This window comes from Archangium gephyra (genome assembly GCF_049060025.1).
Taxonomy (GTDB): domain Bacteria; phylum Myxococcota; class Myxococcia; order Myxococcales; family Myxococcaceae; genus Archangium; species Archangium gephyra_A.
This window is the reverse complement of record NZ_JBMEQQ010000002.1, coordinates 1,044,110-1,069,168: the sequence shown is the minus strand read 5'-3', so window position 1 is coordinate 1,069,168 and position 25,059 is coordinate 1,044,110. Positions and strand designations below refer to the sequence as shown.

The 25,059-nt window shown below is 68.8% G+C and carries 20 protein-coding genes; 7 read left to right on the top strand and 13 right to left on the bottom strand.

Features of this window, described 5'->3' with window-relative positions; all coding sequences use genetic code 11:
• Window positions 1–9: 9 nt before the first annotated feature.
• From ACN28I_RS04850 to ACN28I_RS04835, 4 genes are all read right to left on the bottom strand, one after another.
• On the bottom strand, window positions 10–1,788 hold the full coding sequence (locus ACN28I_RS04850; RefSeq protein ID WP_420940972.1) for an arginine--tRNA ligase: 1,779 nt from the start codon (window positions 1,786–1,788) through the stop codon (window positions 10–12).
• A 104-nt stretch (window positions 1,789–1,892) separates the two neighbouring features.
• On the bottom strand, window positions 1,893–2,108 hold the full coding sequence (locus ACN28I_RS04845; RefSeq protein WP_420940971.1) for a hypothetical protein: 216 nt from the start codon (window positions 2,106–2,108) through the stop codon (window positions 1,893–1,895).
• Between the two features lie 207 nt (window positions 2,109–2,315).
• On the bottom strand, window positions 2,316–3,725 hold the full coding sequence (locus ACN28I_RS04840) for an FAD-dependent oxidoreductase (protein ID WP_420940970.1): 1,410 nt from the start codon (window positions 3,723–3,725) through the stop codon (window positions 2,316–2,318).
• A 193-nt stretch (window positions 3,726–3,918) separates the two neighbouring features.
• Window positions 3,919–4,599 carry a hypothetical protein gene (locus ACN28I_RS04835; RefSeq protein WP_420940969.1) on the bottom strand — a complete coding sequence of 227 codons (681 nt, stop codon included), beginning with the start codon at window positions 4,597–4,599 and terminating at the stop codon, window positions 3,919–3,921.
• Window positions 4,600–5,043: 444 nt separating this feature from the next.
• Here ACN28I_RS04835 and ACN28I_RS04830 point away from each other — a divergent pair, with 444 nt between their 5' ends.
• On the top strand, window positions 5,044–5,430 hold the full coding sequence (locus ACN28I_RS04830; RefSeq protein ID WP_420940968.1) for an HNH endonuclease: 387 nt from the start codon (window positions 5,044–5,046) through the stop codon (window positions 5,428–5,430).
• Between the two features lie 77 nt (window positions 5,431–5,507).
• Here ACN28I_RS04830 and ACN28I_RS04825 read toward each other — a convergent pair whose 3' ends face one another.
• Genes ACN28I_RS04825 through ACN28I_RS04815 form a run of 3 tightly spaced genes read right to left on the bottom strand, consistent with a single transcriptional unit; the run spans window position 5,508 to window position 7,628 of the window.
• Window positions 5,508–6,029, bottom strand: a complete 522-nt coding sequence (locus tag ACN28I_RS04825) for a gamma-glutamylcyclotransferase (protein ID WP_420940967.1) — start codon at window positions 6,027–6,029, stop codon at window positions 5,508–5,510.
• A 19-nt stretch (window positions 6,030–6,048) separates the two neighbouring features.
• Window positions 6,049–6,627: a GbsR/MarR family transcriptional regulator gene (locus ACN28I_RS04820; RefSeq protein WP_420940966.1), complete on the bottom strand. Its 579-nt coding sequence runs from the start codon at window positions 6,625–6,627 to the stop codon at window positions 6,049–6,051.
• Entirely contained in the window at window positions 6,624–7,628 is a 1,005-nt protein-coding gene (locus tag ACN28I_RS04815; RefSeq protein ID WP_420940965.1) for a polyprenyl synthetase family protein, read from the bottom strand. Before ACN28I_RS04815 ends, ACN28I_RS04820 begins: the two co-directional genes overlap by 4 nt.
• A gap of 192 nt (window positions 7,629–7,820) precedes the next feature.
• On the opposite strand from ACN28I_RS04815, the gene ACN28I_RS04810 reads away from it, so the two are divergent.
• Window positions 7,821–9,353 (top strand): MFS transporter, encoded by a 1,533-nt coding sequence (locus ACN28I_RS04810; protein WP_420940964.1) that lies wholly within the window; start codon window positions 7,821–7,823, stop codon window positions 9,351–9,353.
• A gap of 83 nt (window positions 9,354–9,436) precedes the next feature.
• Here the strand turns inward: ACN28I_RS04810 and ACN28I_RS04805 are convergent, their stop codons facing one another.
• Entirely contained in the window at window positions 9,437–10,021 is a 585-nt protein-coding gene (locus tag ACN28I_RS04805) for a hypothetical protein (protein WP_420940963.1), read from the bottom strand.
• Between the two features lie 109 nt (window positions 10,022–10,130).
• Between ACN28I_RS04805 and ACN28I_RS04800 the strand changes: the two genes are divergently transcribed.
• Window positions 10,131–11,519 (top strand): IS1380 family transposase, encoded by a 1,389-nt coding sequence (locus ACN28I_RS04800; RefSeq protein WP_420940962.1) that lies wholly within the window; start codon window positions 10,131–10,133, stop codon window positions 11,517–11,519.
• 303 nt (window positions 11,520–11,822) lie between these two features.
• Window positions 11,823–13,112 (top strand): hypothetical protein, encoded by a 1,290-nt coding sequence (locus ACN28I_RS04795; protein ID WP_420940961.1) that lies wholly within the window; start codon window positions 11,823–11,825, stop codon window positions 13,110–13,112.
• Here ACN28I_RS04795 and ACN28I_RS04790 read toward each other — a convergent pair.
• The 4 genes from ACN28I_RS04790 to ACN28I_RS04775 form a co-directional block, all read right to left on the bottom strand.
• Entirely contained in the window at window positions 13,109–13,870 is a 762-nt protein-coding gene (locus ACN28I_RS04790; RefSeq protein WP_420940960.1) for a hypothetical protein, read from the bottom strand. The genes ACN28I_RS04795 and ACN28I_RS04790 overlap by 4 nt on opposite strands.
• Window positions 13,871–13,883: 13 nt before the next feature.
• A complete protein-coding gene (locus tag ACN28I_RS04785; protein WP_420940959.1) occupies window positions 13,884–15,596 on the bottom strand; it encodes a type IV pilus twitching motility protein PilT in 1,713 nt (570 codons plus the stop codon).
• Window positions 15,597–15,611: 15 nt separating this feature from the next.
• Window positions 15,612–16,010: a hypothetical protein gene (locus ACN28I_RS04780; protein ID WP_420940958.1), complete on the bottom strand. Its 399-nt coding sequence runs from the start codon at window positions 16,008–16,010 to the stop codon at window positions 15,612–15,614.
• Window positions 16,011–16,258: 248 nt separating this feature from the next.
• Window positions 16,259–17,827 (bottom strand): PAS domain-containing sensor histidine kinase, encoded by a 1,569-nt coding sequence (locus ACN28I_RS04775; RefSeq protein WP_420940957.1) that lies wholly within the window; start codon window positions 17,825–17,827, stop codon window positions 16,259–16,261.
• An 84-nt stretch (window positions 17,828–17,911) separates the two neighbouring features.
• Here ACN28I_RS04775 and ACN28I_RS04770 point away from each other — a divergent pair, with 84 nt between their 5' ends.
• Complete coding sequence (locus ACN28I_RS04770; protein WP_420940956.1) at window positions 17,912–19,267, top strand: hypothetical protein; 1,356 nt, start codon at window positions 17,912–17,914, stop codon at window positions 19,265–19,267.
• Complete coding sequence (locus tag ACN28I_RS04765; RefSeq protein ID WP_420940955.1) at window positions 19,243–19,530, top strand: hypothetical protein; 288 nt, start codon at window positions 19,243–19,245, stop codon at window positions 19,528–19,530. The genes ACN28I_RS04770 and ACN28I_RS04765 overlap by 25 nt, the downstream gene beginning before the upstream one ends.
• Before the next feature lie 59 nt (window positions 19,531–19,589).
• Here ACN28I_RS04765 and ACN28I_RS04760 read toward each other — a convergent pair whose 3' ends face one another.
• Window positions 19,590–21,815 carry a tetratricopeptide repeat protein gene (locus ACN28I_RS04760; protein WP_420940954.1) on the bottom strand — a complete coding sequence of 742 codons (2,226 nt, stop codon included), beginning with the start codon at window positions 21,813–21,815 and terminating at the stop codon, window positions 19,590–19,592.
• A gap of 484 nt (window positions 21,816–22,299) precedes the next feature.
• Between ACN28I_RS04760 and valS the strand changes: the two genes are divergently transcribed.
• Window positions 22,300–24,981 carry a valine--tRNA ligase gene (gene valS / locus ACN28I_RS04755; protein WP_420940953.1) on the top strand — a complete coding sequence of 894 codons (2,682 nt, stop codon included), beginning with the start codon at window positions 22,300–22,302 and terminating at the stop codon, window positions 24,979–24,981.
• The last annotated feature ends 78 nt before the right edge of the window (window positions 24,982–25,059 follow it).

The window sequence follows — 25,059 nt, the reverse complement described above, 5'->3', positions numbered from 1 at the left end:
GCACCTCCGTCACTCCTCCTCGGGAGGGGCCTCCATGTAGTCGGGGGCCTGGATGCCCAGCAGCGCGAACGCGCTCCGCAGGGTCTGCTTGAGCGCCGCCACCAGCGCCAGCCGGCCCTGCGTCTTCTCCGGATCCGCGCTGATGATGGGGTCCGCCTTGTAGCGCGTGTAGTAGCTGTGGAAGTCGGTGATCAGCTCCTGGCAGAAGTACAGCACGTGGTGCGGCTCCAAGCGCTCCGCCGCGCTCGCCACCACGTCCGGGAGCTGGCTGATCTTCTTCAGCATGGTCTGCTCCTCGGGCAGCGCCAGCCGCGCGAGGTGCGCCTCCGTCAGCCCCTCCAGCCCGATGAACGGCTGCCCCTTCTCCACCGCCTTCTTCAGGATGTTCGCGCACCGCGCGTGTCCATACTGGAAGTAGAAGACGGGGTTCTCCTTCGACTGCTCCTTCACCTTGTCCAGGTCGAAGTCGAAGCGCGCGTTCGCCGTCTTCATCAGGAAGAGGAAGCGGCACACGTCCGCCCCGGCCTCGTCGATGAGATCCTCCAGCTCGAACACCGTGCCCTTGCGCTTGCTGACCTTCACCTCCTCGCCGCCCCGGGTGATGCGCACGATCTGCACCAGCAGGAACTCGAGCTTCTTCGGATCCATCCCGAGCAGGATCATCCCCGCCTTGATGCGCGGGGTATGCCCGGCATGGTCCGCCCCGAGCACGTCGATGATGCGATCGAAGCCGCGCTCGTACTTCTCCTGGTGGTAGGCGAGGTCCGCCGTCAGGTACACCGGCGTGCCGTCGTGTCGGAGGATGACGCGGTCCTCGTCATCCCCGTGCTGGCTCGTCATCAGGAAGGTGCCGCCGCGCTGGCGCTCCGCGTACTGGGCGGCCTTGCTGTCCTCGCCGCGGACCTTCTCGCCCTCGCGCCGGGCCTCGGCGGCCTCGTACGTGGCCCCGCGCGCCTGGTACTGCCCGGCCACGGCCTTCACCTTGCCGGCCGCGTGCAGCGAGGCCTCGCTGTAGAACACGTCGTGCCGGATGTTGGCCTTCTCCAGGCTGGCCTTGATGGCCTTCAGGTTCTCGCGGATGGCCACCGCGGTCGCCTCGGGCAGCCACTCGGACTCGGGCGCCCGCAGGTAGCGCTCGCCCACGTCCGCCTTCCACGTCTTCGCGATGTCGATGACGTACTCGGCCGGGTACTCGCCCTCGATCAGCTCCACCTGCTCCCCGAAGAGCTGCCGGTAGCGCTTGTGCACCGTGCGGCCGAGCGTCTCCACCTGCTTGCCGTAGTCGTTGATGTAGAACTCGCGCGTCACCTCGTGCCCGGCGGCCTCCAGCAGTCGGGACACGGCGTCGCCCATGAAGGCCCCGCGCGCATGGCCGATGTGCACCGGCCCCGTCGGGTTCGCCGAGACGAACTCCACCATCACCCGCTTGCCCGTGGACTTCGGCGCCCGCCGCCCGAACGCATCCCCGGCCCGCAGCACCTCGCGCACCACCTCCTGGATGACGCCCGGCTTCAACGTGAAGTTCAGGAAGCCCGGCCCCGCCACATCGACCTTGGCGACGATGCCCTCGGTGTCCACCAGCCCCTTCACGATGGCGCTCGCGATGTCGCGGGGAGGCTTGCCCTCGGGCTTCGTGAGCATCATGGCCACGTTCACGGCCCAGTCGCCGTGGGCCGGATTCTTCGGAGGCTCCACGGCATAGCCCGGCACCTGCTCCAGCTTGAGCGTGCCGGCGGCCTTGAGCGCCGCGAGCGTTTCATCGATGAGGGTGAAGACCTTCTGCCGCATGGGGACGTCCTTCTCCAGTCACAGCCGCGAGGGCCGCGCAATGTATGCGGAACCAGCGCGGGCTTCACGGCTTCCGTTCACCCCCATGCGGCGAGCCGGAAGCGCTACTTCTTGGGGATCTCACAGAGCGTGGGCTCGGCCGCGGTGGCGGAGCGCGCCAGCACCTGCCTGCCCTTCACCACGAGGGTGAGCACGCGCTCGGCGACCGTCACGCCGTCCGAGGCGACCTCGATCGCCGCCCCGATGAGCGCCACGGCCCCGGCCGCCGCCACCGCACGTCCCGCCTTGCGCCTCCGCGCCGGAGTCTTCTTCTTCACCATCGCCTGCCCTCCACCGACGAGGTCGAGCGTGGAATCCCGGCATGCGGCCGGGCAGCCCCACCGCTGCGGGGGTTGCGAAGGCAGTGCCAGCCCGTCGGGCCCGGAGCGTCTTCTTCTGGAAACGGCGCCCGCCGGAGGGGCGGGGAGGTGCTCACGCTGGGCAATGTTTTCCCCATGCCCCACCCCGCCGCTTCCAGACGAGCCCGCTCAGGCCGCTCGAGTGGAGGAGGCGGCGAGCGGCCGGGGCCCGGGGGTCTGGGCGGCCTTGCCGGGCTGGACGGTGAGCACCTTGAGCACCATGCGCGGGGAGAACATGGCGGCGGGTGAATCGATCATGTGCTGCACCCGGGCGAAGGTCCTCAACGCCTCCTCGTCATAGCCCGCGAGCTGCTGGAACCGGTTGCCGTACCAGGTCATCAGGCCGAACCCCGGCGGGCGTTTGCCCTCCACCTCGGGGAAGGCCAGGTCGCCGGCCGTGGCGAGGGCCCAGGGCCCCGCGAGGATCTCTCCCGCCCGCCGGCGGTAGCGATCGGCGGCCCCGTGCACCCCCTGGCGCAGGGACTCGCCCAGGGCCTCGGCCTGCATCGCGCCGGTGCTCATGCCCTGGCCGTAGATGGGGTTGAACGAGCAGAAGGCATCCCCCACCACCGCCAGCCCCTCGGGGAAGCGGGACATGCGCTCGTAGTGACGGCGCTGGTGGTGCGGGAAGCGGTAGAGGTGGACGGGCCCGAGCGGCTCGGCGTTCTTGATGGCCTCGTACAGGTGCGGTTGGGGCAGGCCGCGGGCGAACTCGAGGAACACCGCCTCGTCCGCCGTCGCGGGGAACTCCCCCAGCCAGCCGCCCAGCGTCACCAGCCAGCGGTGGTCCTCGATGTCCTGGACGATGCCGAGCCGCCGTTCCCTCGGCAGCTCGGGCGCGAGCGCCATGGAGCGCCATCCCGGCTCGAACCCTCGCGGCTTGCGGTAGAGACGGGTGGCGTAGCCCACGTCCACGTGGATGCGCGTCTCCTCCACGCGGGGGTAGCCGAGGGCCTCCAACCACTGGGGCATGCGCGAACCCCGTCCGCTGGCGTCCACCACCAGTCCGGCCTCGAGCGTCTCCTCCTGCCCGCCGCCCGGCGCCTGCACCTGGAGTCCCGTGACACGCGTCCGGTCGGCGCTCGTCTGGAAGCCCACCGCTTCCCGGCCATCGAGGATGCGCACGTTCGCGAGGGCCTGGAGACGCTGGCGAATCACCCACTCGAGCAGCAACCGGCTCATGGAGGCGGCCTTCACGCCACTGGGGAACCGTGGGCGCCAGCTCCCGGCCCCGAACGAGGCGACGGTGTCGACCACGTCCAGGAATTCCCCTCCGGCGGCCTCCAGCTCCTCCCGGATGCCCGGAAGGATGCCGGCGAGGATGTCCATTCCCCGCGTGAGCAGGCCATGGATGTGCAGCGCCTGGGGGACGCCCTTGCGCGGCTGCGGCCCGTCCGGGAAGCGATCGCGCTCCACCAGGGTGACGCGCTCGAAGTGGCGGGACAACATGCCCGCGGACATCAGGCCGGCGATGCTGCCGCCAAAGACGATGGCGTGCGTACCGGCGGGCGTGGAGGGAGAGGAATTGGAAGTGCTCATGCGGTGCGAGCGTAGGCGGCTGCTCGCGGGCCGTCGAATCACGGGCAGCGTGCAGAGACGTACTTGCCGGTAGTCCCGGTGAACACCACCGCGTCAGCGATCCAGTTGCCATTGCTCAGCGCCGGACCGGCGGAGGCGGCACGAACGCGGGGACTCCTGCGACCGGGCGTGACCGCCGTGGGCGGACCGAGCGCTACTGCTTCTCGTAGCGCCAGAGCTCCTCGCCTTGAGTGCGAACGAGGGCGCCCTTGTCCTTGCGCAGCTCCAGCTCGTCAAACGCCGGCGTCTTGAGCCTGCCGGGCTCGAACTTGAACTCGAAGATGTTGTCCTTGGTGTCTTTGACGTCGTGCCACACCATGGCGACCTTCTCCCGGTTGTAGGCGACGCCCACGCGCACGAGCTGGTCGCCTCCGAACGGACCCTGGACCCCCAGCCGGCCCGAGCGCCCCGTCTGGCCCTTGAGCGTGTTGCCGCTCTTGAACCGGAACTCGACGTCCATGCCGCTGAACACGAGGCCCATCGCCTTGTTGCCGACGTCCACGTTGACGGAATCCTTGTCGTCTCCGTACTCGGAGAAGCGGCTGCCCTTGAAGGTCAACGAAGGAGGGCGCGGGTCACGGTCCGCCTTCAGCGTCACGCCCTTGGCGGTCTGCTTCCACGTGCCGGTGACCGACTCCTCGTGGCCGCCATAAGCGAGGCCGTACTCGAAGCGACCGTCTTCCTTGAGGACGAGCTCCGAGCCGACCTCGCTCACACCTCGCAGGGTGTAGTGGCCAATGAGCGGGTTCTTCTCAGCGGCTGTGGCCTGGGAGAGACCCAGGACGAGGGAGCAGACAGCGAGCGTTGCCACCACGGCGTTTCGGAGCTTGGGCATGAGGACGTCTATTTACGTCTTCACGGTGTCCGCAGTCAGCCCCATCTCGCGGTGGCACCTGAGACAACGGCGAGGCAGAAGCCGATCATCATCTGGATACGAATCCGTACACATCAGCGGGGCTCGGGGCCGCCGCCACCGTCCAGGCTGGTGACAGGGGGGCGAGGCGCCGCGACGGGTAGAAGGCACTGGCCCTGGTGGGCCACGGTCTGAGGAGGACAGGGGCGTTTCTCAATCGGAAGCCAGCATGCCCCGGACACCTCCACCTCAAGGCCCTCCGTACAGGGAGCCGACTTCTGGTTTTTCCTCGGGCGCGGCGCTTCGCCAGAGCGGACCGGCACTGGATCCACGTGGACGTCCGTGGCCCAGACCTCCTCCGAAGCCGCCTCTCCTTGCACCCCCCGCGCAACAACAGGTGCCAACTTCGCCGGTAGCAGCAGCACCATGAGCACGCCTGTACCCGACAGCGCCAGCCCCAGGCGCAACCACGGGCGCGCATCGTTAGTGCCGGGCAAGCTCAAGACTCGTACCAACGCCAATGGCTACAAGGAGTTCTACGACGAGAATCTGGGGCAGTGGGTACTCACCCACCGAAGAGCCATGGAGAACCATCTGGGCCACCCGCTTTCCCCAGACCTCCATGTCCACCACATCAACGGCGATAAGCAGGACAATCGCGTTGAGAACCTGACCGCTCTCAAACCGAAAATCCACGCTCGTCTCCACCTCGTGGACAGCGATGCATGCTTACGTTGTGGCCGCTCGGGTCACTGGGCAGCAGACTGCGACGAGACCACTGATTTCCAAGGGAAGCGGCTGAAGCGCAGGTAAGAGCAAGGGGCCGCCAAACGCGGTGATGTGCGGCGAGTTACCCCTCACCGCCCCAGCACCTGGCGACCCGCCCTCCCCTACTCCCCGCGGCGCAGCCGCTCGATGTACTCGGCGGGCAGTCCGGCGCTCTGCGCGCCGCGCACCAGGGCCTCGATGAAGCGCTGGCTGATGGGGCCCTCGGTGGACGCGCGGCGGGGCGACGTCACGAACGCCGTGGCCTGCAGCTCCTGGCCCTCCACCCGGACGCGCACGAGCCGCTCCACGCACATGCTCGTCACCGCGCCCTCCTTGTGCTGGATGATGGGCCAGTCCTTCCCACCAATCTCGAACAGCCGCCCGTACACGCTCTTCCCCGGCGCGTCCGTCAGCCCCGCCACCCGCCCGCCCCACCACCTCGAGGGGAAGTCGTACACGAGGTCCACATCCAGCGCCTCGGCCAGCTTGCCCTCGGGCAGCTCGAAGAACTCGTAGCTGTGCTGAGCCCGCCACTCCTCGAAGGCCGCCCGGTCCAGGATGGTCGAGTAGGCGAAGTACAGCTTCATGGCCGCCGTATCCGCCGTGCTCCGCGCCTTCATGACCTGATCGTAATGCGAGTCCATGCGTGCCTCCCGGGCCGCCTCACGACCGGGGCGAGTCCTCGCGCAGCGCGCCGAGGATGCCGCCCACGTCCAGGCGCGCCGTCTTGATGAACAGCCGTAGCGCGCGCTCCACGTGCTCGGCAAGGGTGGCCATCTTCTCCAGCCGCGCGAGATGTTCACGGGGAACGCTCCCCGTCTCCAGGGCCAGCCGGTGGGCCTCGGCCAGGTCGGCGCGGATGCGCTCGATGAACCCCGCCTCCCGCTCTTCAATCACGTGCGACACCATGCGGATGAGGTCCGTCTCCGCCCCATAGCGCCAGGCGCTGTCCTGGGGAGAGCGCACGCGGCGGATCACGCCCCAGCGCTCCAGGTCCCTCAGCAGCATGGACACGCCGCCCTTGGACAGCTCCAGCTCGCGCTCGAGCTCCCCGGCGGTGAGGGGCTCGCCGCGCAGGTACAGCAGGGCCCAGACGCGGCCCTGGTTGCGCTTGAAGCCCCAGAATTCAATGACGTTGCCCACCGCGTCGATGGCGATGGCTTCCCAGGGAGCGAGGTGACCGTTGCTGGAGCCCTCCCCCCGGGCCGCTTCGAGACCGCTCGTCCACAGGTAGCCCTTCATGCGGCGCGGCTCCGCTCCTGCGCCTGGGCGGCGATGCCCACCGACAGCTTGCGCGCCCAGTCCACCAGCTCCGTGCCCGTGCCCTGCTGCGCGTACGGCCCGAGCGCGTCCACGGCGGCCTCCAGCTCCTTGTTCATCCGCTCCATGGCCAGCTCGACGACGCCGGTGGCCTCGATGGCATCGCCGATGGCGCGGGTGCGCTCGGGGTTCACCGTGGTGAAGGCCCAGGCGTCCTTGAGCTTGTTCTTCAGGCTGCCGTCGCGCGCCACCGCCAGGAGGATGGGCAGCGAGGGCGTGCCCGAGAGCACGTCCGCGTAGCGCGGCTTGCCCGGGTCCGTGCCGAGCACGTCGCGGATGTCATCGGCGATCTGGAAGGCCACGCCGAAGCGCCGGCCGAAGAGATCGAAGCGCTGGGCGGCCTCGGGCTGGCCGGCGAGCGTGGCGGCGGCGCTGCCGCACCAGCCGAAGAGCGAGCCCGTCTTGCCCTCGGCGATGAAGCGCAGGCGCTCCAGGGGCAGCTCCAGGTTGCCGCGGGCCTCCACCTCGGTGATGGCGGCGCGCGACATCTCCACCACCACGGAGAGGGCCGTCTGGGTGAGGCGCGCGTCCAGGTGGGCCAGGCGGTGCAGCGCGGTGGAGAGGATGAGGTCTCCACTCATGACGGCGACGATGTTGCCCCAGCGGGCGTTCACCGTGGGCCGGGCGCGGCGGTACATGCCGGCGTCCACCACGTCGTCGTGCAGGAGGCTGGAGGAGTGGATCATCTCCGCGGCCACGGCCACGTCCACCAGCTTCTCGGGGGCGACGTTGACGGCGCCGCCGAACAGGCGCACCAGCATGGGGCGGGCGCGCTTGCCGCCGGTGCCGATGCACAGGTGGCGCGCGGCCTCCATCAGCGTGTCGCCCTTTACACCCGGGCCCGCATCCCCGTCCGCCAGCATGGTGCCCAGCCGCTGCTCCACGCTCCCCAGAAAGTCCGCCAGCTCACGCGCGAGTTCCATGTACCCCTCTTCTCCCTCTGCGCCGTTCATATAGTTCAAGACCGCGTGAACTGCACCTGTTTGCTGCATGGACGGGCAGGCGCCGGGGCCCGGAAGGGGGGCGAGCGGGCGCCGGGGGCCGGTTTGAGTGGGTGCGGTGCGTCATGAGAGAGAGCAGGGCGCTCCCGCACCACTGCCGCCTCAAGGGTCCGCGTGTCTCTCGCCGTCCTGCGCCGCCACGTCCTCCGCAGCTTCGCTGCCCTGGCCACCGCCGTCCCCCTCTTCCGGCCCGGAAACTCGCTGCCGGGTTCCGCCGCCCCGTTGATGGGGGCGCCCCCCGCGAGCACCACCCCGACGTCCGAGCCGGGTGACGCGGCGCGCCATGCCCTGCGCCAGTCGCTGAAGGCCTCGGTGTCCGAGGGAATCGTCGCGGAGGTCTTCACCGCGTGTGCGGGTGCGACGGTGCTCACCGCGTGGGCGCTGGCGCTGAAGCTGGGGCCCTTCCTGGTGGGGGTGATGACGGCGCTGCCCTTCTTCGCCCAGTTCGTGCAGTTCCCGGCGGCGTGGCTGACGTCCAGCTTCGGGTACCGGCGGGTGGCGCTGACGGCGGTGTGCCTGTCGCGCCAGGTGATGCTGCCGCTGTGCGTGCTGCCGTGGCTGCCGTTGGGGCTGGAGGGACAGCAGCGGCTGCTGGTGGGAGTGGCGGCGGTGTCGGCGGTGCTGGGAGTGATTGGAAACAACGCCTGGGTGGCGTGGATGGGCGAGCTGGTGCCCGAGTCCATCCGGGGGCGCTTCTTCGGCCGGCGCACGGCGCTGTGCACGCTGGGAGGCACGCTGACGTCGCTGGTGGCGGGCGTGCTGATGGACAAGCTGCGTCCGCCCGAGGGCGTGGGCCTGGGCCTGCCGCTGCTGGCGGCGTTGGCGTGCGTGGCGGGTGTGGTGACGACGGCGCTGATGGCGCGCCAGCATGATCCGGCGCCGGACAGGGAGAAGGCGAAGCTGGACTTCCAGGTGGCGCTGCTGCCGCTGAAGGACGAGCGGGCGCGCCGGGTGCTGGTGTACCAGGTGGCGTGGAACGCGGCGGTGGGGATCTCCGCGCCCTTCTACTCGTTCCACATGCTGAAGAACCTGAAGATGAGCTTCCTGACGATGGCCCTGTACCTGGCCGCGGTGGCCGGGATGCGCATGCTGACCGCGACAGTGTGGGGCAGGCTCATCGACAGGCTGGGGGCACAGCCGGTGCTGCTGGCGTGCTCGCTGGGGATTGGCTTCATCCCGGCCATCTGGCTGTTCCCGACGGCGACCTTCCTCTGGCCGCTGCTGGCGGACGTGGTGCTGGCGGGGGTGCTCTGGGGAGGCCACGGACTGGCCGCCTTCGCGCTGCCGCTGTCGGTGGCGCCGCGCCGGGGCCGGCCCTTCTACCTGGCGGCGTTCTCCACGGCGGGAGGCCTGGCCTACGCGGCGGCCTCGGCGCTGGGCGGGGGACTGGCGAGCCTGCTACCCACGGAGTTCGTCCTCGGAGGCCACCTCTGGGTGAACCTGCACGTGCTCTTCGTGCTGTCCTCGGTGGCGCGGGTGGCCGCGGCCTTCCTGGCCATGCGGATCATCGAGCCGGACGCGAAGCCGGTGTGCTCGCTGGGAGCGCTGTTCTCGCTGGTGGGCTCGCGGCTCCAGGCCCGCGCGGCGCAGGTGCCCTCCCCGGCCCAGGCGCTCGCCGAGCCCCAGTCCGCCAACGCGGAGTCCTGACTCCCGGGCTTCGGCAACTGGTCCAACAATCGGACCAGTCGGTCGACAACGCGCCCGGAGGGCGTCACCTGGCGCGGAGCGCGTCACGGATCAGCTCGCGGACCGTGGCCTCCGAGCCTCTCCGAGAGTGCATGACGGTATGCCCGGACGGCTTCCCAGACCTGCGGCGCGGGCCCCGCGCTCACCATCGACTGGCGCTCGGCCTCGTCCGGAATGCCCTCGGCCGCGCGCTCCGCCGTCCACACAGCGGCTTCCAGGGCCATCAGGATGGCACGCCCGGAGGCCGCGGCCTGCTCGCGCTCGGCGCCGCCGCCCCAGGTCGCGGCTTCGTCGTCATAGAACTCCGCATTGCCGATCAGGTCGCGCAGGGCCGCGGTGCATGACTCGATCCCGGAGTCCCCGGGCGGCGCGCCCCGCTCCAGCCACGCGCGCAGAACCATCAGGGACTCTTCCGGAAGGGTCGCCGAAGCGAAGTGACGCTGCCAGCCCTCGTCCCTGGGGGCTCCCTGGCGCCACCGGTCCACACAGGCCTCGGCGATGGCGGACGCGGCGCGGACGAGGACGATCTTGCCCCACCGCGACAGCCCCCAGATCCAATCCGGGAGCGGCCGCCCCCCGGGCACTTCATCGAGGTACGCCTGGAGTCCGTCGCTCGCCCCGGTGACCATGGAGGAGACCCTAACCCGGATCGATCACGTGTAGAGGGAGCACCGCGTAGCGGCCGACTGATAAGTGGAGAGTTCTCAAGGCTTTCCATCTACCGGTAGGAGCTACGCGGTGAAAACAGAGTGTACCCCGAAGCAGCTGGAGTTCGATGCCGTTGGCCGCCGAAAACTGGTGGCCGCGTTCGACGCGGAGCACATCTCCTCCGATGGGGGCTTGGTGCTGCTGCATCGGCTCGACCAGCGCTTCGGGCTGATGCGCAAGTTCGCGGCCTGTTTTCGTGACCTTCGCGACCCGGACCTCATCCACCACTCGGTGGAGGAGCTGGTGCGCCAGCGCGTCTTCGGCATCGCCTGCGGCTACGAGGACCTGGTGGACCACGCGGCGCTGCGTCATGACCCGCTGCTGGCAGCGGTGGTGGGCAAGGCGGACCCGGCGCGGCAGCTGGCCAGCCCCAGCACGCTCAACCGGCTGGAGTTGACGCCGGCGGATGCGACGGCGCAGGCGCGCTACCGCAAAGTGGTTTACGACGCGCAAGCCATTGAGCACTTCTTCGTCGACGCCTTCCTCGACGCGCACCGCCGTCCGCTGCGTGAGGTGGTGCTGGACCTGGACGCCACCGACGACCCCATCCACGGCACGCAGGAAGGCCGCTTCTTCCACGGCTACTACGGCAATTACTGCTACCTGCCGCTCTACATCTTCGCCGGAGACTTCCTGCTGTGCGCGAAGCTGCGGACCTCCGGCATCGACGCGTCGGAGGGCGCACTGGAGGAGGTGGAGCGCATTGTGGCCCGCATTCGCGCGCGCTGGCCCGCCACACGCATCGTGCTGCGTGCGGACTCTGGCTTCGCGAGAGATGGCCTCATGACGTGGTGCGAAGACAACGGCGTCGACTTCGTCTTCGGCCTGGCCCGCAACAAGCGGCTGGAGGAGATGATTGCGGCGGACTCGCAGCTGGTGCGCAAGGTGTCGCTGGAGGAACGCGATGGAGCACCGACACGTGCCTACCGCGAGCTGCGCTACCGGACTCAGGACTCCTGGACTCGGGAGCGCCGCGTGGTGGCCAAGGCGGAGTGGCTGGGCGACAAGCACAACCCGCGCTTCGTCGTGACGTCCTTGTCCGACAAGGAGCACCCCGCGCGCTCGCTCTACGAGGAGCTCTACTGCGCGCGCGGCGACATGGAGAACCGGATAAAAGAGCAGCAGCTGGACCTCTTCGCCGACCGCACCAGCGCCCACACCCTACGCGCCAACCAACTGCGCCTGTGGTTTGCCTCCGTGGCCTACGTGCTGCTCAACCTGCTGCGGCACTTCGGCCTGAAGGGCACGGAACTCGAGCGCGCGCAGGCGGGCACCCTCCGGCTCAAGCTGCTGAAGGTCGCTGCCATTGTCCGCGTGAGCGTCCGCCGCGTCGTCCTGTCCCTGAGCGCTGCCGCCCCGGTGCGAGACCTCTTCGCGCGCATCGCCGAGCAACTGCTCTCCGTCCCCGCGCCCTCCTGACGTCCGCAGCTCTTTGACAACCTCGCGCGGGTCCGACTCCGGCTGGAGAGGGCGGAGCTTTGCCCGTTACCGGAGCCAGAACCGACGCGAGGCCAGGCTCGCGGCCACCAGCAGGCTACGCCGCGACACCAGCCCTATGTCCGTGCCCGGTGTGACAAATCCGGGCTAACCGAGGGACGGGGTGAGGGTGTCCGTTCCCGTTCTCCCCACCGTGGCCCCTCCCCGTCGATCCCCGAAGCCACTGTATCCATCACACAAACTCATGTAAGTCGCGTCTTTCCTTATTTCCAGGAGGCAGACGTCATGGGCTTCAACAAGACCCGGAGACTCTTCATCGCGGCGTGGCTGACGGGGACCGGGCTCGCGGGATGCGGTCCCGCCGTGGAGCCGGAGCCCGGGGACGAGACCACGGGCACGGGGCAGCAAGCCCTCACGGAGGGGGCGCCGCTGACGGCACATGACGCGAGCTGCCTCAAGCTGCAGGACCAGAACACGTGGAGCACCTACGCCTCGTACATGACGGGCGTGGGCCCGGCGCTGGGGCTGCCGGCCATCCTGCGGGACCTGAACCGCGCGGGCCCGGTGCTCACCTCCACCAACCACCCGGCGGCGGTGGGCTACAAGGGCGGCTTCCGCTGGAACGACGGCGACATGGCCACCCCGGACTGGGTGCCCCAGGGCATGACGGCGGGCGTGTCCGGCACCACCAACGTGGCCATCGTCGCCTGGCATTACACGCTCAGCAGCCCGGACAAGGGCGTGCGCGTCTCGGTGGCGGACATCTCGGACATGTCGCTGAGCGCGGTGAACTACCGGCACCTGCTGCTGGTGCGGCCCACCAGCGCGGGCAACTTCACCACCATCCCCGAGCACGGCGGCGGCCTGGCCTGGTACGGCAACTACCTCTACATGGCCGACACCGGGGACGGCGTGCGCGTGTTCGATCTCACGCAGATCCGCGAGGTGAGCACCAGCACCACGTGCGACACGGCGATCGGCAAGGTGGGCACCGAGTGGTGCGCCTACGGCTACAAGTACGTGCTGCCCCAGGTGAGCGCGTACGTGGTGCCCTCGACGATCACCAGCCCCTGCCGCCCCAAGTTCTCCTTCCTGGGCAAGGACACGCGCGGCACCACGGACGTGCTGCTCTCGGGCGAGTACTGCAACAACACCGGCACGGGCTGCCCCCATGACGGCTCCACGCCGGGGCTCGGCGGGCGGCTCTACCGCTGGCCGGTGGACTCCACGACGTACCGCCTCAAGACGGTGAGCGGCGTGGTGGCGCCCGAGCGCGCGTGGATCATGAACGAGCCCAACGTGCAGGGCGTGGCCCCCATCATGACCACGACGGCGACGACCTCGTACTGGCTGAGCTCGACGCGCTACAGCGGAGCCCTCTTCAAGGTGTCCACGGGAGCCTCGCGCAAGGCGTACCTGTCCGGCAGCGGCCAGTGGGCCCGGATGCCCGAGGGCATGCACGCCACGGGCAGCGGCACCAACCTCTGGACGGTCACCGAGGGCTACAACGGCTCCACCAGCCCGGCCAGCGGCGGGCGCGTGGTCTTCTTCGCGGACCAGGCCTCGCTGGACTAGCGGGGCTCCAACCCCACCCGGCGGAGCCGCTCGTTGTACGCGGCCGTGGCCTTGGAGAGCTCCTTCACCAGGGCCATGAAGCGGTTGCGCCGGGTCTCGAGCTCCGGCTCGGGCGGGTGGAGGGGACTCCCCCGGTCGAACCACAGGATGCTGCGCAGGCCGCCCATGAGACGCTGCAGGGGAAACGTCTTCACGGCCTCCTCGGGCTCGATGAGCGCCGCGTCCCCCACGGTGGTGAGGGTGTCGTAGTGGTGGAGCCCCATCTTCCATACCCAGGTGCCCACCACCTCGACGAGCCCCAGGCGGCCATCCTCGAGCAGGAAGAGATCCCTCCCGAGGATGACGCCGGTCTCCCCCGGCCGCGCGTTCTCCACGCCCCGCATGACGTGGTCGGTGCCGAGGATGTACCCGCGCGCATCCAACCACTTCGCCTTGCGGAGCCGGGCCGGGTGCGAGCCGAGCCGCGCCTCCAGTTCCTTCAGCAGCTCCTCCGACAACCCCCACGGCTTGCGGACGTGCTCGCGGAGGGTGGAGAGCTGGAAGCGCTTGAGCTCCGGGAGCGCCAGCGGAATGAGCCGGGAGAGGAGCTGCCCCTGGATGACCTCGAGCCCATCGAAGAAGGGCTCCATCAAGGACCAGAACTCATCCGTGCGGGGATCGGCCGCCGGCACCGCGGGCGGCGCGAAGGCGGGCAGCTCCTTCGGCGTCGGGCGGCGCTCGGACAGCTCGATGACGTTGGACGGCTTCTCCTCCTCCATGGCCCGGGAGGTCTTACAGATCGACCTTGAAGCCCGAGCGCTCCAGCATCTGCTTGAACTCGCCCTTGGCGATGGCCTTGATGTAGGCGTCGTTGGGCTCGCAGAGCTTCTTCTTCACCAGATCCAACAGGGCATCGTTGAGCGTCTGCATGCCGATGCCGCGCGAGGTCTGCATGATGGAGGGAATCTGGAACGTCTTGCCCTCGCGGATGAGGTTGGCCACGGAGCTGGTGCACAGGAGCACTTCCTGCGCGGGCACGCGGCCTCCGCCGATCTTCTTGACCAGCATCTGCGAGATGACGCCCTTGAGGGACTCGGAGAGCATCATGCGGATCTGCTCCTGCCGGTCCGCAGGGAACTGGTCGATGATGCGGTCCACCGTCGAGGGCGCGGTGTTGGTGTGCAGCGTTCCGAAGACGAGGTGGCCCGTTTCGGCCGTCTCGATGGCGATGGCGATCGTCTCGAGGTCTCGCATTTCGCCGACGAGCACGATGTCCGGGTCCTCGCGGAGGGCGGCGCGCAGGGCGTTCTTGAAGCCGTGCGTGTGGACGTGCACCTCGCGCTGGTTCACCAGGCACTTCTTGTTCGGGTGAACGAACTCGATCGGGTCCTCGATCGTGATGATGTGGTCCTCGCGATTGCGATTGATGTAGTCAATCATCGCGGCCAGCGTCGTGGACTTACCGGAGCCGGTGGGACCGGTGACGAGCACCAGGCCCTTGCTGAGGTAGCACAGGTCGAGAATGTGCTTGGAGAGCCCCATGTCCTCGGCGGACATGATCTTCGTGGGGATCTGCCGCATCACGGAGCCGATGCCCTTGCGGTCCTCGAAGACGTTGACGCGGAAGCGGGCGCGATCGGTCTCGTGGGCGAAGTCCGTGTCGCGCATCTCCTCCCACTGCTTCTTGTTCTTCTCCGGAGCGATGCTCCAGAGCATCGCCTTGAGGCGATCGTGCGTGAGGGGCCGGTAGTCCTCCTGCGCCACCATGTCGCCGTCGATGCGCAGCATGGGCACCACCTGGCTGGACAGGTGGAGGTCGGAGGCCTTCTTGTCGAGCATGCGATTGAGCAGCGCATGCAGGGCCTGGCCCGCGTCCGAGTCCGGCCCGTCGTTGACCGGAATCACCTGGATGGAGGACTTGGCCTCGGCGGCGGGAGCGGCGGGAGCCTTGGCGGCGGCGGGCGCGGCGGCCGGCGCGGCGGTGGGAACGGCACGGGGCCCGGCGGCCGGAGCGGTGGGAGCACGCGCGGGGGCGGCGCCGGGGCCGGCGGTGAAGGCACCACCGGCACCGCGGGCGGCCAGGTCCATCATGTCCGCCGGGGAGGCCAGCTCCAGCTTGTCATCCTCGGAGGCGGGCGGCAGGTCCAGGGCGGCGGGGCCCGGGGCCGGGAGCGGCACCGCGACGACGTTGGCGGCCGGGGCCGCCTTCTGGGGCACCAGCGCCACCTTGAGGTGGCCCGAGACGCTCTGCACCTTCACCTGCACCGCGCCAGCGGGAGCGGCATAGGAGAAGGTGGAGACTCCCTCGGTGGGGAAGCTGCCCCGCATGTCCGCGGGGAGGATCTCCGAGAGCGCGCCGATGATCTGCTGCGAGTTGAGCCCCGCCTTGACCATGGGGACGTTGCCCGCGGCGGTCCGCAGATTGATGCCGCTGCCGGTCTCCAACATGATGGCGACACCGGCTTCCTTGTAGAGCTTCTCGATGAAGGCGTCGAACCGAGCCATGGCTATTCAGACTTCTCAGCGGCGAAGGGTTTCCACGTAGGCGACGTGGCGCTTGTTGACCAGTGCGACACGCTCCCCCTCCAACACGGGGAAGAACGCGGGCGCGCTGTGATTGAGGTAGTCGGTGAGGCGGGAGTGGGCCTCGGGCAGCACGTAGGTGATGAGCCCACGCAGCTTCTGGCCGTCCATCATCGTCACCTCCACCTCGTGCTCGGTGGGGATGGTGAACTGATCGACGACGTTGGGCTCGAGCTCGGCGGCCACGCGCGCCAGGGCGAGGTTCTCGCAGTGCACGAACGTCATGGCCTCGGTGTCCGCGTCGACGGCCGGGATGAAGAGCGAGCCACTGTTGTTGAGCAGGTCCGACAGCCGCTCACCCCCGGTATGTCCGGGAGCGGCTTCGGCGAGGAACACGGCCACATTGCGCGAGGCACCGCCTGGCAGGACGAACTGGGCCGCTACACGTCGCTTCGGTACGGAGAGGGATTCCAGCATAGGGGGGCAGGGTCAGTCTGAGGTGCGTTGTTTAGCACACTCGACGATTCTCCCAGGAATCCGGACCGGGGGTGAAGCCCGTTTCTACAGCCTTCTACAGGCGGGGGCCCAGGAGAGCAGCCGAGCGGATGGGCTCCCCCTCCCCTCCTCGCGGGCTCGGGGCTCTCTCATTCCGAGGGTCCCGAGAGGGGGAGCTCCACGACGAAGCGCGTCCCCTGGCCGACGGCGCCGTGCACCCGGATCATTCCGCCATGCGCCTCGACGATGTGCTTGGAAATATGGAGGCCCAGCCCGAGGCCGCTGACGTGGCTCGCGTCGGAGAGCCGCTCGAAGCGTTCGAAGACGCGGTGATGATCCTCCGGTGCGATGCCCGGTCCGCGGTCCTCGACCTCAAGGAGGGCAGAGGCCCCCTGCTTCAGGGTGCGCACCTTCAGCGGAGCGCCCGGCGCGTACTTGAGGACGTTGGTGAGCAGGTTGGCCAGCACCTGCTCGAGCCGCTCCCGATCCCACCTGCCCACGAGGCCGGGCGAGAGCTGCAGCTCGAGCGTGTGGCCGGCCTCGCTGAGTTGCGGCATGAAGCGGTCCACCATGTCACGCGTGAGCTCGCTGAGGTCCACCTGATCGAACCGCATGTTCAACCGGCCGGTGGCGATGCGCGAGATGTCGAGCATGTCCTCGACGAGCCTGCTGAGCCTGCCGATGGAGCGCTCGGACTGCTCGACCAGGCGGGTGACGCGCTCGGGGGAGAACGCGGCCGGACCATCGTTGACGATCCGCTTGCGCATGTGCTGCGTCTGCATCTTCATCGAGGTGATGGGCGTGCGCAGCTCGTGCGAGGCGATCGACAGGAAGGTGTCCCGCGAGGTGATCGCGGCCTGGAGCTCGGCGGCCAGCGACTGGCCCTTCGCATGGAGGCGCTCCAGGGTCTGGAGCGACTCCTCCTTCTCGAGCAGCGTCCGCCGGAGGGACTCCTCGAGCTGCCGCTGGGCCGTGATGTCGCGGGTGATGCCGTCGAACCGCTCCGGACGGCCGTGGGCATCGTAGAAGACGCGGCCGGTCGCTTGAAGCCACCGGACCAGGGCCTGCTCGCCCTCGCCGATCACCACCCGGAAGTCGAGAAGGTACGGCTCCCGGTCCTCGACCGCGCGCCGGACCGCCTCGTTCGCCAGCGGCACATCCTCCGGGTGCATCGCGCGGTACAGCATCTCCCCCGTCACCGGCCCTTCGGCGGGAAGGCCATAGAGCTGCCTGTAGATGGCGTTGCACGTCACGGTCGTCAGCGGCAGGTCGCAGAACCAGACCCCGATGCCGGACACCTCGACGACGTGCTCGAAGCGGGCCTCCTGGGTCTTGCGCTCGTGGATGTCGGTGGCGCTGCCCAGCCAACGGGTCGAGCCCTCCGGATGCTTCACCGGCACACACTGGACGTGGTGCCAGCGATAGACGCCGTCGGCGCGGCGCAACCGGAGTTCGAGCTCGAACCGCCCCCCGGTGGCACGGGCTGATTCCCATGCGGCCTCCGCCGCGCTCACTTCGTCCGGGTGCACCACGGTGAGCCACGCGGCGTCGCCTGGCAGCCGCGTGGGAAGGCCCGTGAAGGCGTGCCAGGCGGGATTGAATTCACTCGCCGCTCCGCCTCCCGCGGACGTCCACACGATGTGAGGCATCGCCGCCGCGAACGTGCGAAAGAGCAGCTCGTCATGAGGGCCCTCGGGTGGAGGGGGGCTTCCTGGCATCAGGGGGCGATGCCACCCGACCCCGGCCTTTCCGTCAATGAAGTAGAGTGGGCGGCGCGTCCCATCCTGGACGGAGACCCTCGGATGAAGCTCGACGACCTGGTGGTGGCCTGGGTGACCTCACTCCTCGCGAAGGAGCGGACGCACTGGCCGGAGATCCTCACGCGGCTCGAGGCGATGCTGGGTGATTCCTGGTCCCTGCACCGCCTCGCGAGGCCCAACACCTGCTCCCTCGGCGCCCGCCTGCGGGATGGACGCGAGCTGCCACTGATGGACTGGCTCGAGGGCCTGGGCACGGAAGGGCCGCTGGAGGCGCGTGCACTGGATCTCGGCACCCTGGCGCCGGAAGGGCTCCCCGAGCACATCGCCGCCGCGTTCGCCAACACGCAGGGGCTCGCCCTGGCGATCCGCGCTCGCGGAATCCCCTCGGTCTACCTGCTCGAGACCGTCTTCAGCCGCCGCAGCCTCATCACGCCAGCACAGTTGGTGGAGCTCGCCCTCCTCCAGCCGAACGCGGAGCAGGTCCTCGAGGCCTGGGCGCGGGTCATCACCGACTCCAACGAACTCAATGGCCGGCCCGCCGTCGAGGCCTCCCAGGTGGGGCGCTACCTGGGCTCCCGCGAGGGAGCGGAGCTGCTCGACTTCCTGGGTGGCGATCTGATGAGCGCGCTGCAATCCACCGTCCGCCGCGAGGGCGCGGTGGAGAGCATCCCCGAGGCCTACCGCCCGTTCTTCCACACGTCGGATCCCGACGATTTCGATCGCCAGATGCTCGGCCCGGACCGGCAGCACGAGTTCATCCCCTCGGAAGAGCGCCTGTACCTGGAGAGTGAGGCGACGGCCCAGGACTTCGTGGCGCTGGTGGAGGCGCAGCCCTTCGCGCGGGAGATCTGGGAGCGGATCGCCCGGAACCTCAACCAGTTCCAGGCGGAGGGCGAGGCGCCCTACACGGCGGAGTCCATCGCGGCGAAGCTCCGGGACGGGGGTCCCGAGGCCCACCGGGAGCTGCCGACGGGCAACCTGACGCAGGAGTGGCAGGGGTGCTGCCGGGGGCATGGCGTCGAGCCCATCATCCCCGAGGCGCTGCGCGGGTGCGTGAGGCACCTCGGGCCCTCGCCGGAGGAGCGGAAGCAGGACAAGGGGATCCTCCTGGAGCGGGAGAAGCTGCGCCTGGCGCCCAACACCGAGGGGTATCAGATGTACCTGTTCCGGGAAGCTCGAGGACGCGCCCCCGCTGCTCGACTCCCCTGCCCGGCCTACCGCGGAGCTTCCGGGAGGACTTCCTCGGGGCGCTGCGTGAGGCGGAGTCCTTCGCCGGGCAGCAGGACTCACCCTTCTTCGAAGCCTTCAAGCTGGCGCGCTTCGTGCTCGAGGACGGCGGATTGCGGCTCACGGGGGACCTCTCTCCAGAGCGGGTGGACGCCCTCCAGGAGACGCTGAAGGCCGCGGGCTTTAGCGCGCGGGCGGGCGAGGTCTTCGGGCGCAAGGCCGACGCCGTCTCCGACTTCGAGCCGTGCCACCCCTCCGAGGAGAAGCTCCGCGGGCTGGTGGCCTGCGCGGTGGCGGACGTCTTCGGCGGGATGGGCTCGTGGAACGACCAGGCCTTCGACACGGAGGAGGCCCACGCACGGTACGAGCAGGTCTCCGCGCGCCTCTTCAGCGCCCTGCGCGCGTTCACCGTGGCCATGCTCAACACGAAGTGAGCCTCCGCGCGGATCCGCCGCACCATCACTTCGCGGCGTTGTCTCCCTTGCGATTCTTCTCAGGCAGTAGCAGCGAGCGCACCAATCTGTCGGAGCCGTGCGAAAAGCTGCTCGTGCCCCTTCAACCAATCCTGGAATGCCTGGGGTCCCAAACTGCGCCACAAGGCGTCGATATCCTGCTTGATACCAGCAAGCGCTATCGACGCATTGGCTGGTGCCGGACCATCAAACACCTCCCAGCCAGAGAGGTGCAACGACACGGCTTCGCCAACCAGGCTCGATGACTTCCTGATCTCGCCAAGACTCCTGAGTGCCGTGCCCAGGTTGTTCTGCGTCACCGCCCAGTCCAGGGGCACGCGCTCCCGGGTCCTCTCTTTCAGCGCTTCCCGGAAGGCCTCCACCGCCTCCTCCAGCCTCTGCGCACTCACCTCCCGCTCTCCGAGCATACTGAGCGCCGTGCCCAGGTCGTTCTGCGTCGCCGCCCAGTCCAGGGGCACGCGCTCCCGGATCCTCTCCTTCAGCGCCTCCCGGTAGGCCTCCACTGCCTCCTCCAGCCTCTGCGCACTCCCCTCCCGCTCTTCGAGCGTACTGAGCGCCGTGCCCAGGTTGTTCTGCGTCGCCGCCCAGTCCAGGGGCACGCGCGCCCGGGTCATCTCCTTCAGCGCCTCCCGGAAGGCCTCCACCGCCTCCTTCAGCCTCTGCGCACTCCCCTCCCGCTCTCCGAGCGTCCTGAGCGCCGCGCCCAGGTTGTTCTGCGTCATCGCCCAGGCCAGGGGCACGCGCTCCCGGGTCCTCTCCTTCAGCGCTTCCCGGTAGGCCTCCACTGCCTCCTCCAGCCTCTGCGCACTCCCCTCCCGCTCTCCGAGCGTACTGAGCGCCGTGCCCAGGTTGTTCTGCGTCATCGCCCAGTCCAGGGGCACGCGCTCCCGGGTCATCTCCTTCAACGCCTCCCGGCTGGCTTCCACCGCCTCCTTCAGCCTCTGCGCACTCCCCTCCCGCTCTCCGAGCGTCCTGAGTGCCGTGCCCAGGTTGTTCTGCGTCATCGCCCAGGCCAGGGGCACGCGCTCCCGGGTCATCTCCTTCAACGCCTCCCGGCTGGCTTCCACCGCCTCCTTCAGCCTCTGCGCACTCCCCTCCCGCTCTCCGAGCGTCCTGAGTGCCGTGCCCAGGTTGTTCTGCGTCGCCGCCCAGGCCAGGGGCACGCGCTCCCGGGTCCTCTCCTTCAGCGCCTCCCGGTAGGCCTCCACCGCCTCCTCCAGCCTCTGCGTACTCACCTCCCGCTCTCCGAGCGTACTGAGCGCCGTGCCCAGGTTGTTCTGCGTCCCCGCCCAGGCCAGGGACCTGCGCTCCCGGGTCCTCTCCTTCAGCGCCTCCCGGTAGGCCTCCACTGCCTCCTCCAGCCTCTGCGCACTCCCCTCCCGCTCTCCGAGCGTCCTGAGTGCCGTGCCCAGGTTGTTCTGCGTCGCCGCCCAGGCCAGGGGCACGCGCTCCCGGGACATCTCCTTCAGCGCCTCCCGGTAGGCCTCCACCGCCTCCAGGAGAAACTGGCTCTCTCCGGCCTGATAGCCCAGATTCGTCAGTGCATTCGCAAAGATGAACCTCGCATTCGCACGATCATGCGGATTCCAGCCCTTCATCTCCTCACTGCTCTCCAGCATGCGGCGAACCTTGAGAATGAACGGTCTCAGCCTGTCGGCGTCGTAGTGGCCTTGGCTGTCCTCGAATTCCGTGGCCTGTGTCATCACCAGGAGTTGGAGAACCTTCACCAGGTCTTCCCAGAAAATCAGCGGAAGATTCAGACTCTCATCGCATGCATAGGGCCTCCACTGCCGCTTACGATCCATGTCGCGCGAGGTCGTTAGCGAAAGCCTGGGAAAGCTCTTGTCCTCTACACGGATGATTTCGCCCCAGATCAGGGCGTCGGCCCCCATCGCCTCAAGATACTCCCTCGCCAGGTCCTGACCGGCTTTCTCATGCTCCTGTGGCACGGAACCAGCGAGCTCAATGGTCCTGTCGATCTTGAGGATCTGAATGCCTTGAACATCTTGGACCGCCGCTCTGATGAGGTTCTCGTATTCCTCGTTCCTGTCGCGCTCCAGATGAGCCAGGGCGATGCTGAACCTGTTGGGATCCGCATGGGGGAGCGGCTTCTGGGAGAATCGCCGGAGCGGACCTGCCACACCGGGCTGCTTCTTGACGTGGTCCCACTGCCACCACACGAGAACAAGAAGGGCGATGATCGCTAGCGCCAGGAGCCCCCAGACACCGAGGCGATCGTAGACCACCTTCTGAAGCCACTCCTTGAAAGTAGACGGATCCTCACCAGCGCTTACGGGCGTGGAAGCGAGCAGAGCGATGCCACCCAGCCCCATGACACCCCAGTGATGGGAATACGGGTTTCTCCATCCACGGCTGCCAGTCCTGCAATGACTCATGCTGCCCTCCCCCACCCGCCTTCAGGCGGTCGCTGGTCATTCAGTAGAAAGGTAGGGCACGGTATTTTTGTGAACCGACCCATCGAGTACTTGGAGGGTCAAGCGTGCAGCTCAGTGGCAAGCCCACCCGGCATGCTCCGCGCTTACGCGTCCAGGACGTCATGGTGGGAATACAAGCAGGAGAGGGACCGCCTTCAACCGGGTGCGCCATCCCCCGCCTCTCTTCGGGCTCCCAGTGCCCCAGAAGCCCAAGGCGCCGGGCCCCCACACCGGAGGGAACTCCGCTGGAGATCTCAGTAGCAGAGGGCACGCCTCCTTGGCATCTTGCCCCCCCATGAAGACGTTCCGCTCCATCAACCCTGAGCTCCTCCCCAAGCACTTCGAAGCCGAGACCATCGAGAAGCGCCTCGATGCCCGGTGGGAGTCGGAGGGCACCTACCGTTTCGATCCCGCGCGCACCCGCGAGGAGACGTTCGTCGTCGACACCCCGCCGCCCACGGTGTCCGGCTCGCTGCACGTGGGCCACATCTTCAGCTACACGCACACGGACGTCATCGCCCGCCACCAGCGGATGCTCGGCAAGAACATCTTCTACCCCATGGGCTGGGACGACAACGGTCTGCCCACCGAGCGCCGGGTGCAGAACTACTTCAACGTCCGCGCGGACGTCCGCACCCCTCACGAGCCCGGCCTCAAGCTGGAGCAGGCCACCGCCGAGGCCTCCAAGCAGCCGCCGCGCACGGTCTCCCGCCCCAACTTCATCGAGCTGTGCCACCAGGTGACCCAGCAGGACGAGCAGGTCTTCAAGGGTCTGTTCCGGCGCATCGGCCTGTCGGTGGACTGGTCCGAGGAGTACGCCACCATCGACGACGACAGCCGCAAGCTGGCGCAGCTCTCCTTCCTCGACCTCTACGAGAAGGGCCACGCCTACTCGGTGAAGGCCCCCACCATGTGGGACGTGGACTTCCAGACGGCCGTCGCCCAGGCCGAGGTGGAAGACCGGCCCCAGGCGGGCGCCTTCCACGACATCGAGTTCGGCGTGGAGGGCTCGGACGCGCGCTTCACCATCGCCACCACGCGGCCGGAGCTGCTGGCCGCCTGCGTGGGCGTCACCGCGCACCCCGACGACGAGCGCTACAAGGGCCTCTTCGGCAAGCGCGCCATCACCCCGCTCTTCCGCGTCCCCGTCCCCATCTTCCCCAGCGAGCTGGCGGACCCCACCAAGGGCACCGGCATCCTCATGGTGTGCACCTTCGGTGACGCCACGGACGTGCTCTGGTGGCGCCAGCAGAAGCTGCCGCTGCGGCAGATCATCGGCCGCAACGGGCGGCTCATGGCCATCACCTTCGGGGAGGAGGGCTGGGAGAGCCTGGATGCCCCGGTCGCGCAGGGCTTCTACGCGGGCCTGCTGGGCAAGTCGGTGAAGCAGGCCCGGACGGCCATGGTGGAGCTGCTGCGGCGCGAGGACGGCGCCTCCAAGCCCGGCATGGGCATCCCGCTGCAGGGCGAGCCCAAGCCCATCCAGCGCGAGGTGAAGTTCTTCGAGAAGGGCGACCAGCCCCTCGAGTTCATCTCCACGCGCCAGTGGTTCGTGCGCCTCATGGACAAGAAGGAGCAGCTGCTGCGCTTCGGTGACCGGGTGAAGTGGCACCCCGAGCACATGGGCTCGCGCTACCGCAACTGGACGGAGAACCTCCAGCTCGACTGGTGCATCAGCCGCCAGCGCTACTTCGGCGTGCAGTTCCCCGTGTGGTACCCGCTGGACGAGCACGGCAACCCCGTCCACGACAAGCCCATCATCGCCCCGGCCGAGAGCCTGCCGGTGGATCCGACGGTGGACGTGCCTCCCGGGTATGAGGCCGGCCAGCGCGACCAGCCCAACGGCTTCACCGCCGAGTCGGACGTGTTCGACACCTGGTTCACCAGCTCGCTCACGCCGCAAATCGCCTCGGGCTGGGAGCTGGATCCGGAGCGCCACCGCAAGCTGTTCCCCGCGGACATCCGCCCGCAGAGCCACGAGATCATCCGGACGTGGGCCTTCTACACCATCGCCAAGGCGATGCTGCACGAGGACTCCATCCCCTGGAAGCACGTGCTCATCTCCGGGTGGATCCTCGATCCCGACCGCAAGAAGATGTCCAAGAGCAAGGGCAACGTCATCACGCCCATGCACCTGCTCGAGAACTACGGCGCGGACGCGGTGCGCTACTGGTCGGCCTCGGCGCGCCTGGGCACGGACACGGCCTTCGACGAGAAGGTGTTCAAGGTCGGCAAGCGCCTGGTGACGAAGCTCTTCAACGCCGGCAAGTACGTGCTGAGCCAGACGGCGCAGGAGCACCCCATCACCCACGAGCTGGACCGCGCTTTCGTGGCGAAGCTCGCCGGCGTGGTGGAGGCCGCGACGGCGTCCTACAAGGAATTCGAGTTCGCCCCGGCGCTCGCCAACACGGAGAGCTTCTTCTGGGCCAGTTTCACGGACACGTACCTGGAGCTGGTGAAGGCCCGTGCGCGTGGCGAGTCCTCCGGAGGTGAGGAGGCGCGCGGCTCGGCGGTGGCGGCGCTGCGGCTGGGGCTCAACGTGCTGCTGCGGCTGTTCGCGCCCGTGCTGCCCTACATCACCGAGGAGGTGTGGAGCTGGGCCTTCGCCGAGGAGTCGGGCCGCAAGAGCATCCACCGCGCCCGCTGGCCCGACGCGCGCACCTTCGCGGGCATCGAGCAGCCCGCCAACCCGGCCTCCTTCGCGATCGCCGAGGCCGCGCAGCAGGCCATCAACAAGCGCAAGAGCGAGTCCGGCGCGGGCGTGGGCCGGGCCGTCACCCGCATGAAGCTCGCGGGGAACGCGGCCACCCTCGCGGGCTTCGGGCCGGTGCGCGAGGACGTCCTGTCCGCCACCCGCAGCCAGGGCGTGGAGCTGGCGGAGAAGGCGGACCTCGCCGACGGCACGTTCGAGATCCTCGACTTCGAGCTGGCCCCGGCCGCCGAGAAGGAGAAGGCCCCGGAGCCCTCCGAGGCCTGAGAGCCGAAGCCCTGAAGTGAAACGGGCCCGGCGATCCCCTGGGGATCGCCGGGCCCGTCGTTCATCGGGTGACGCGGG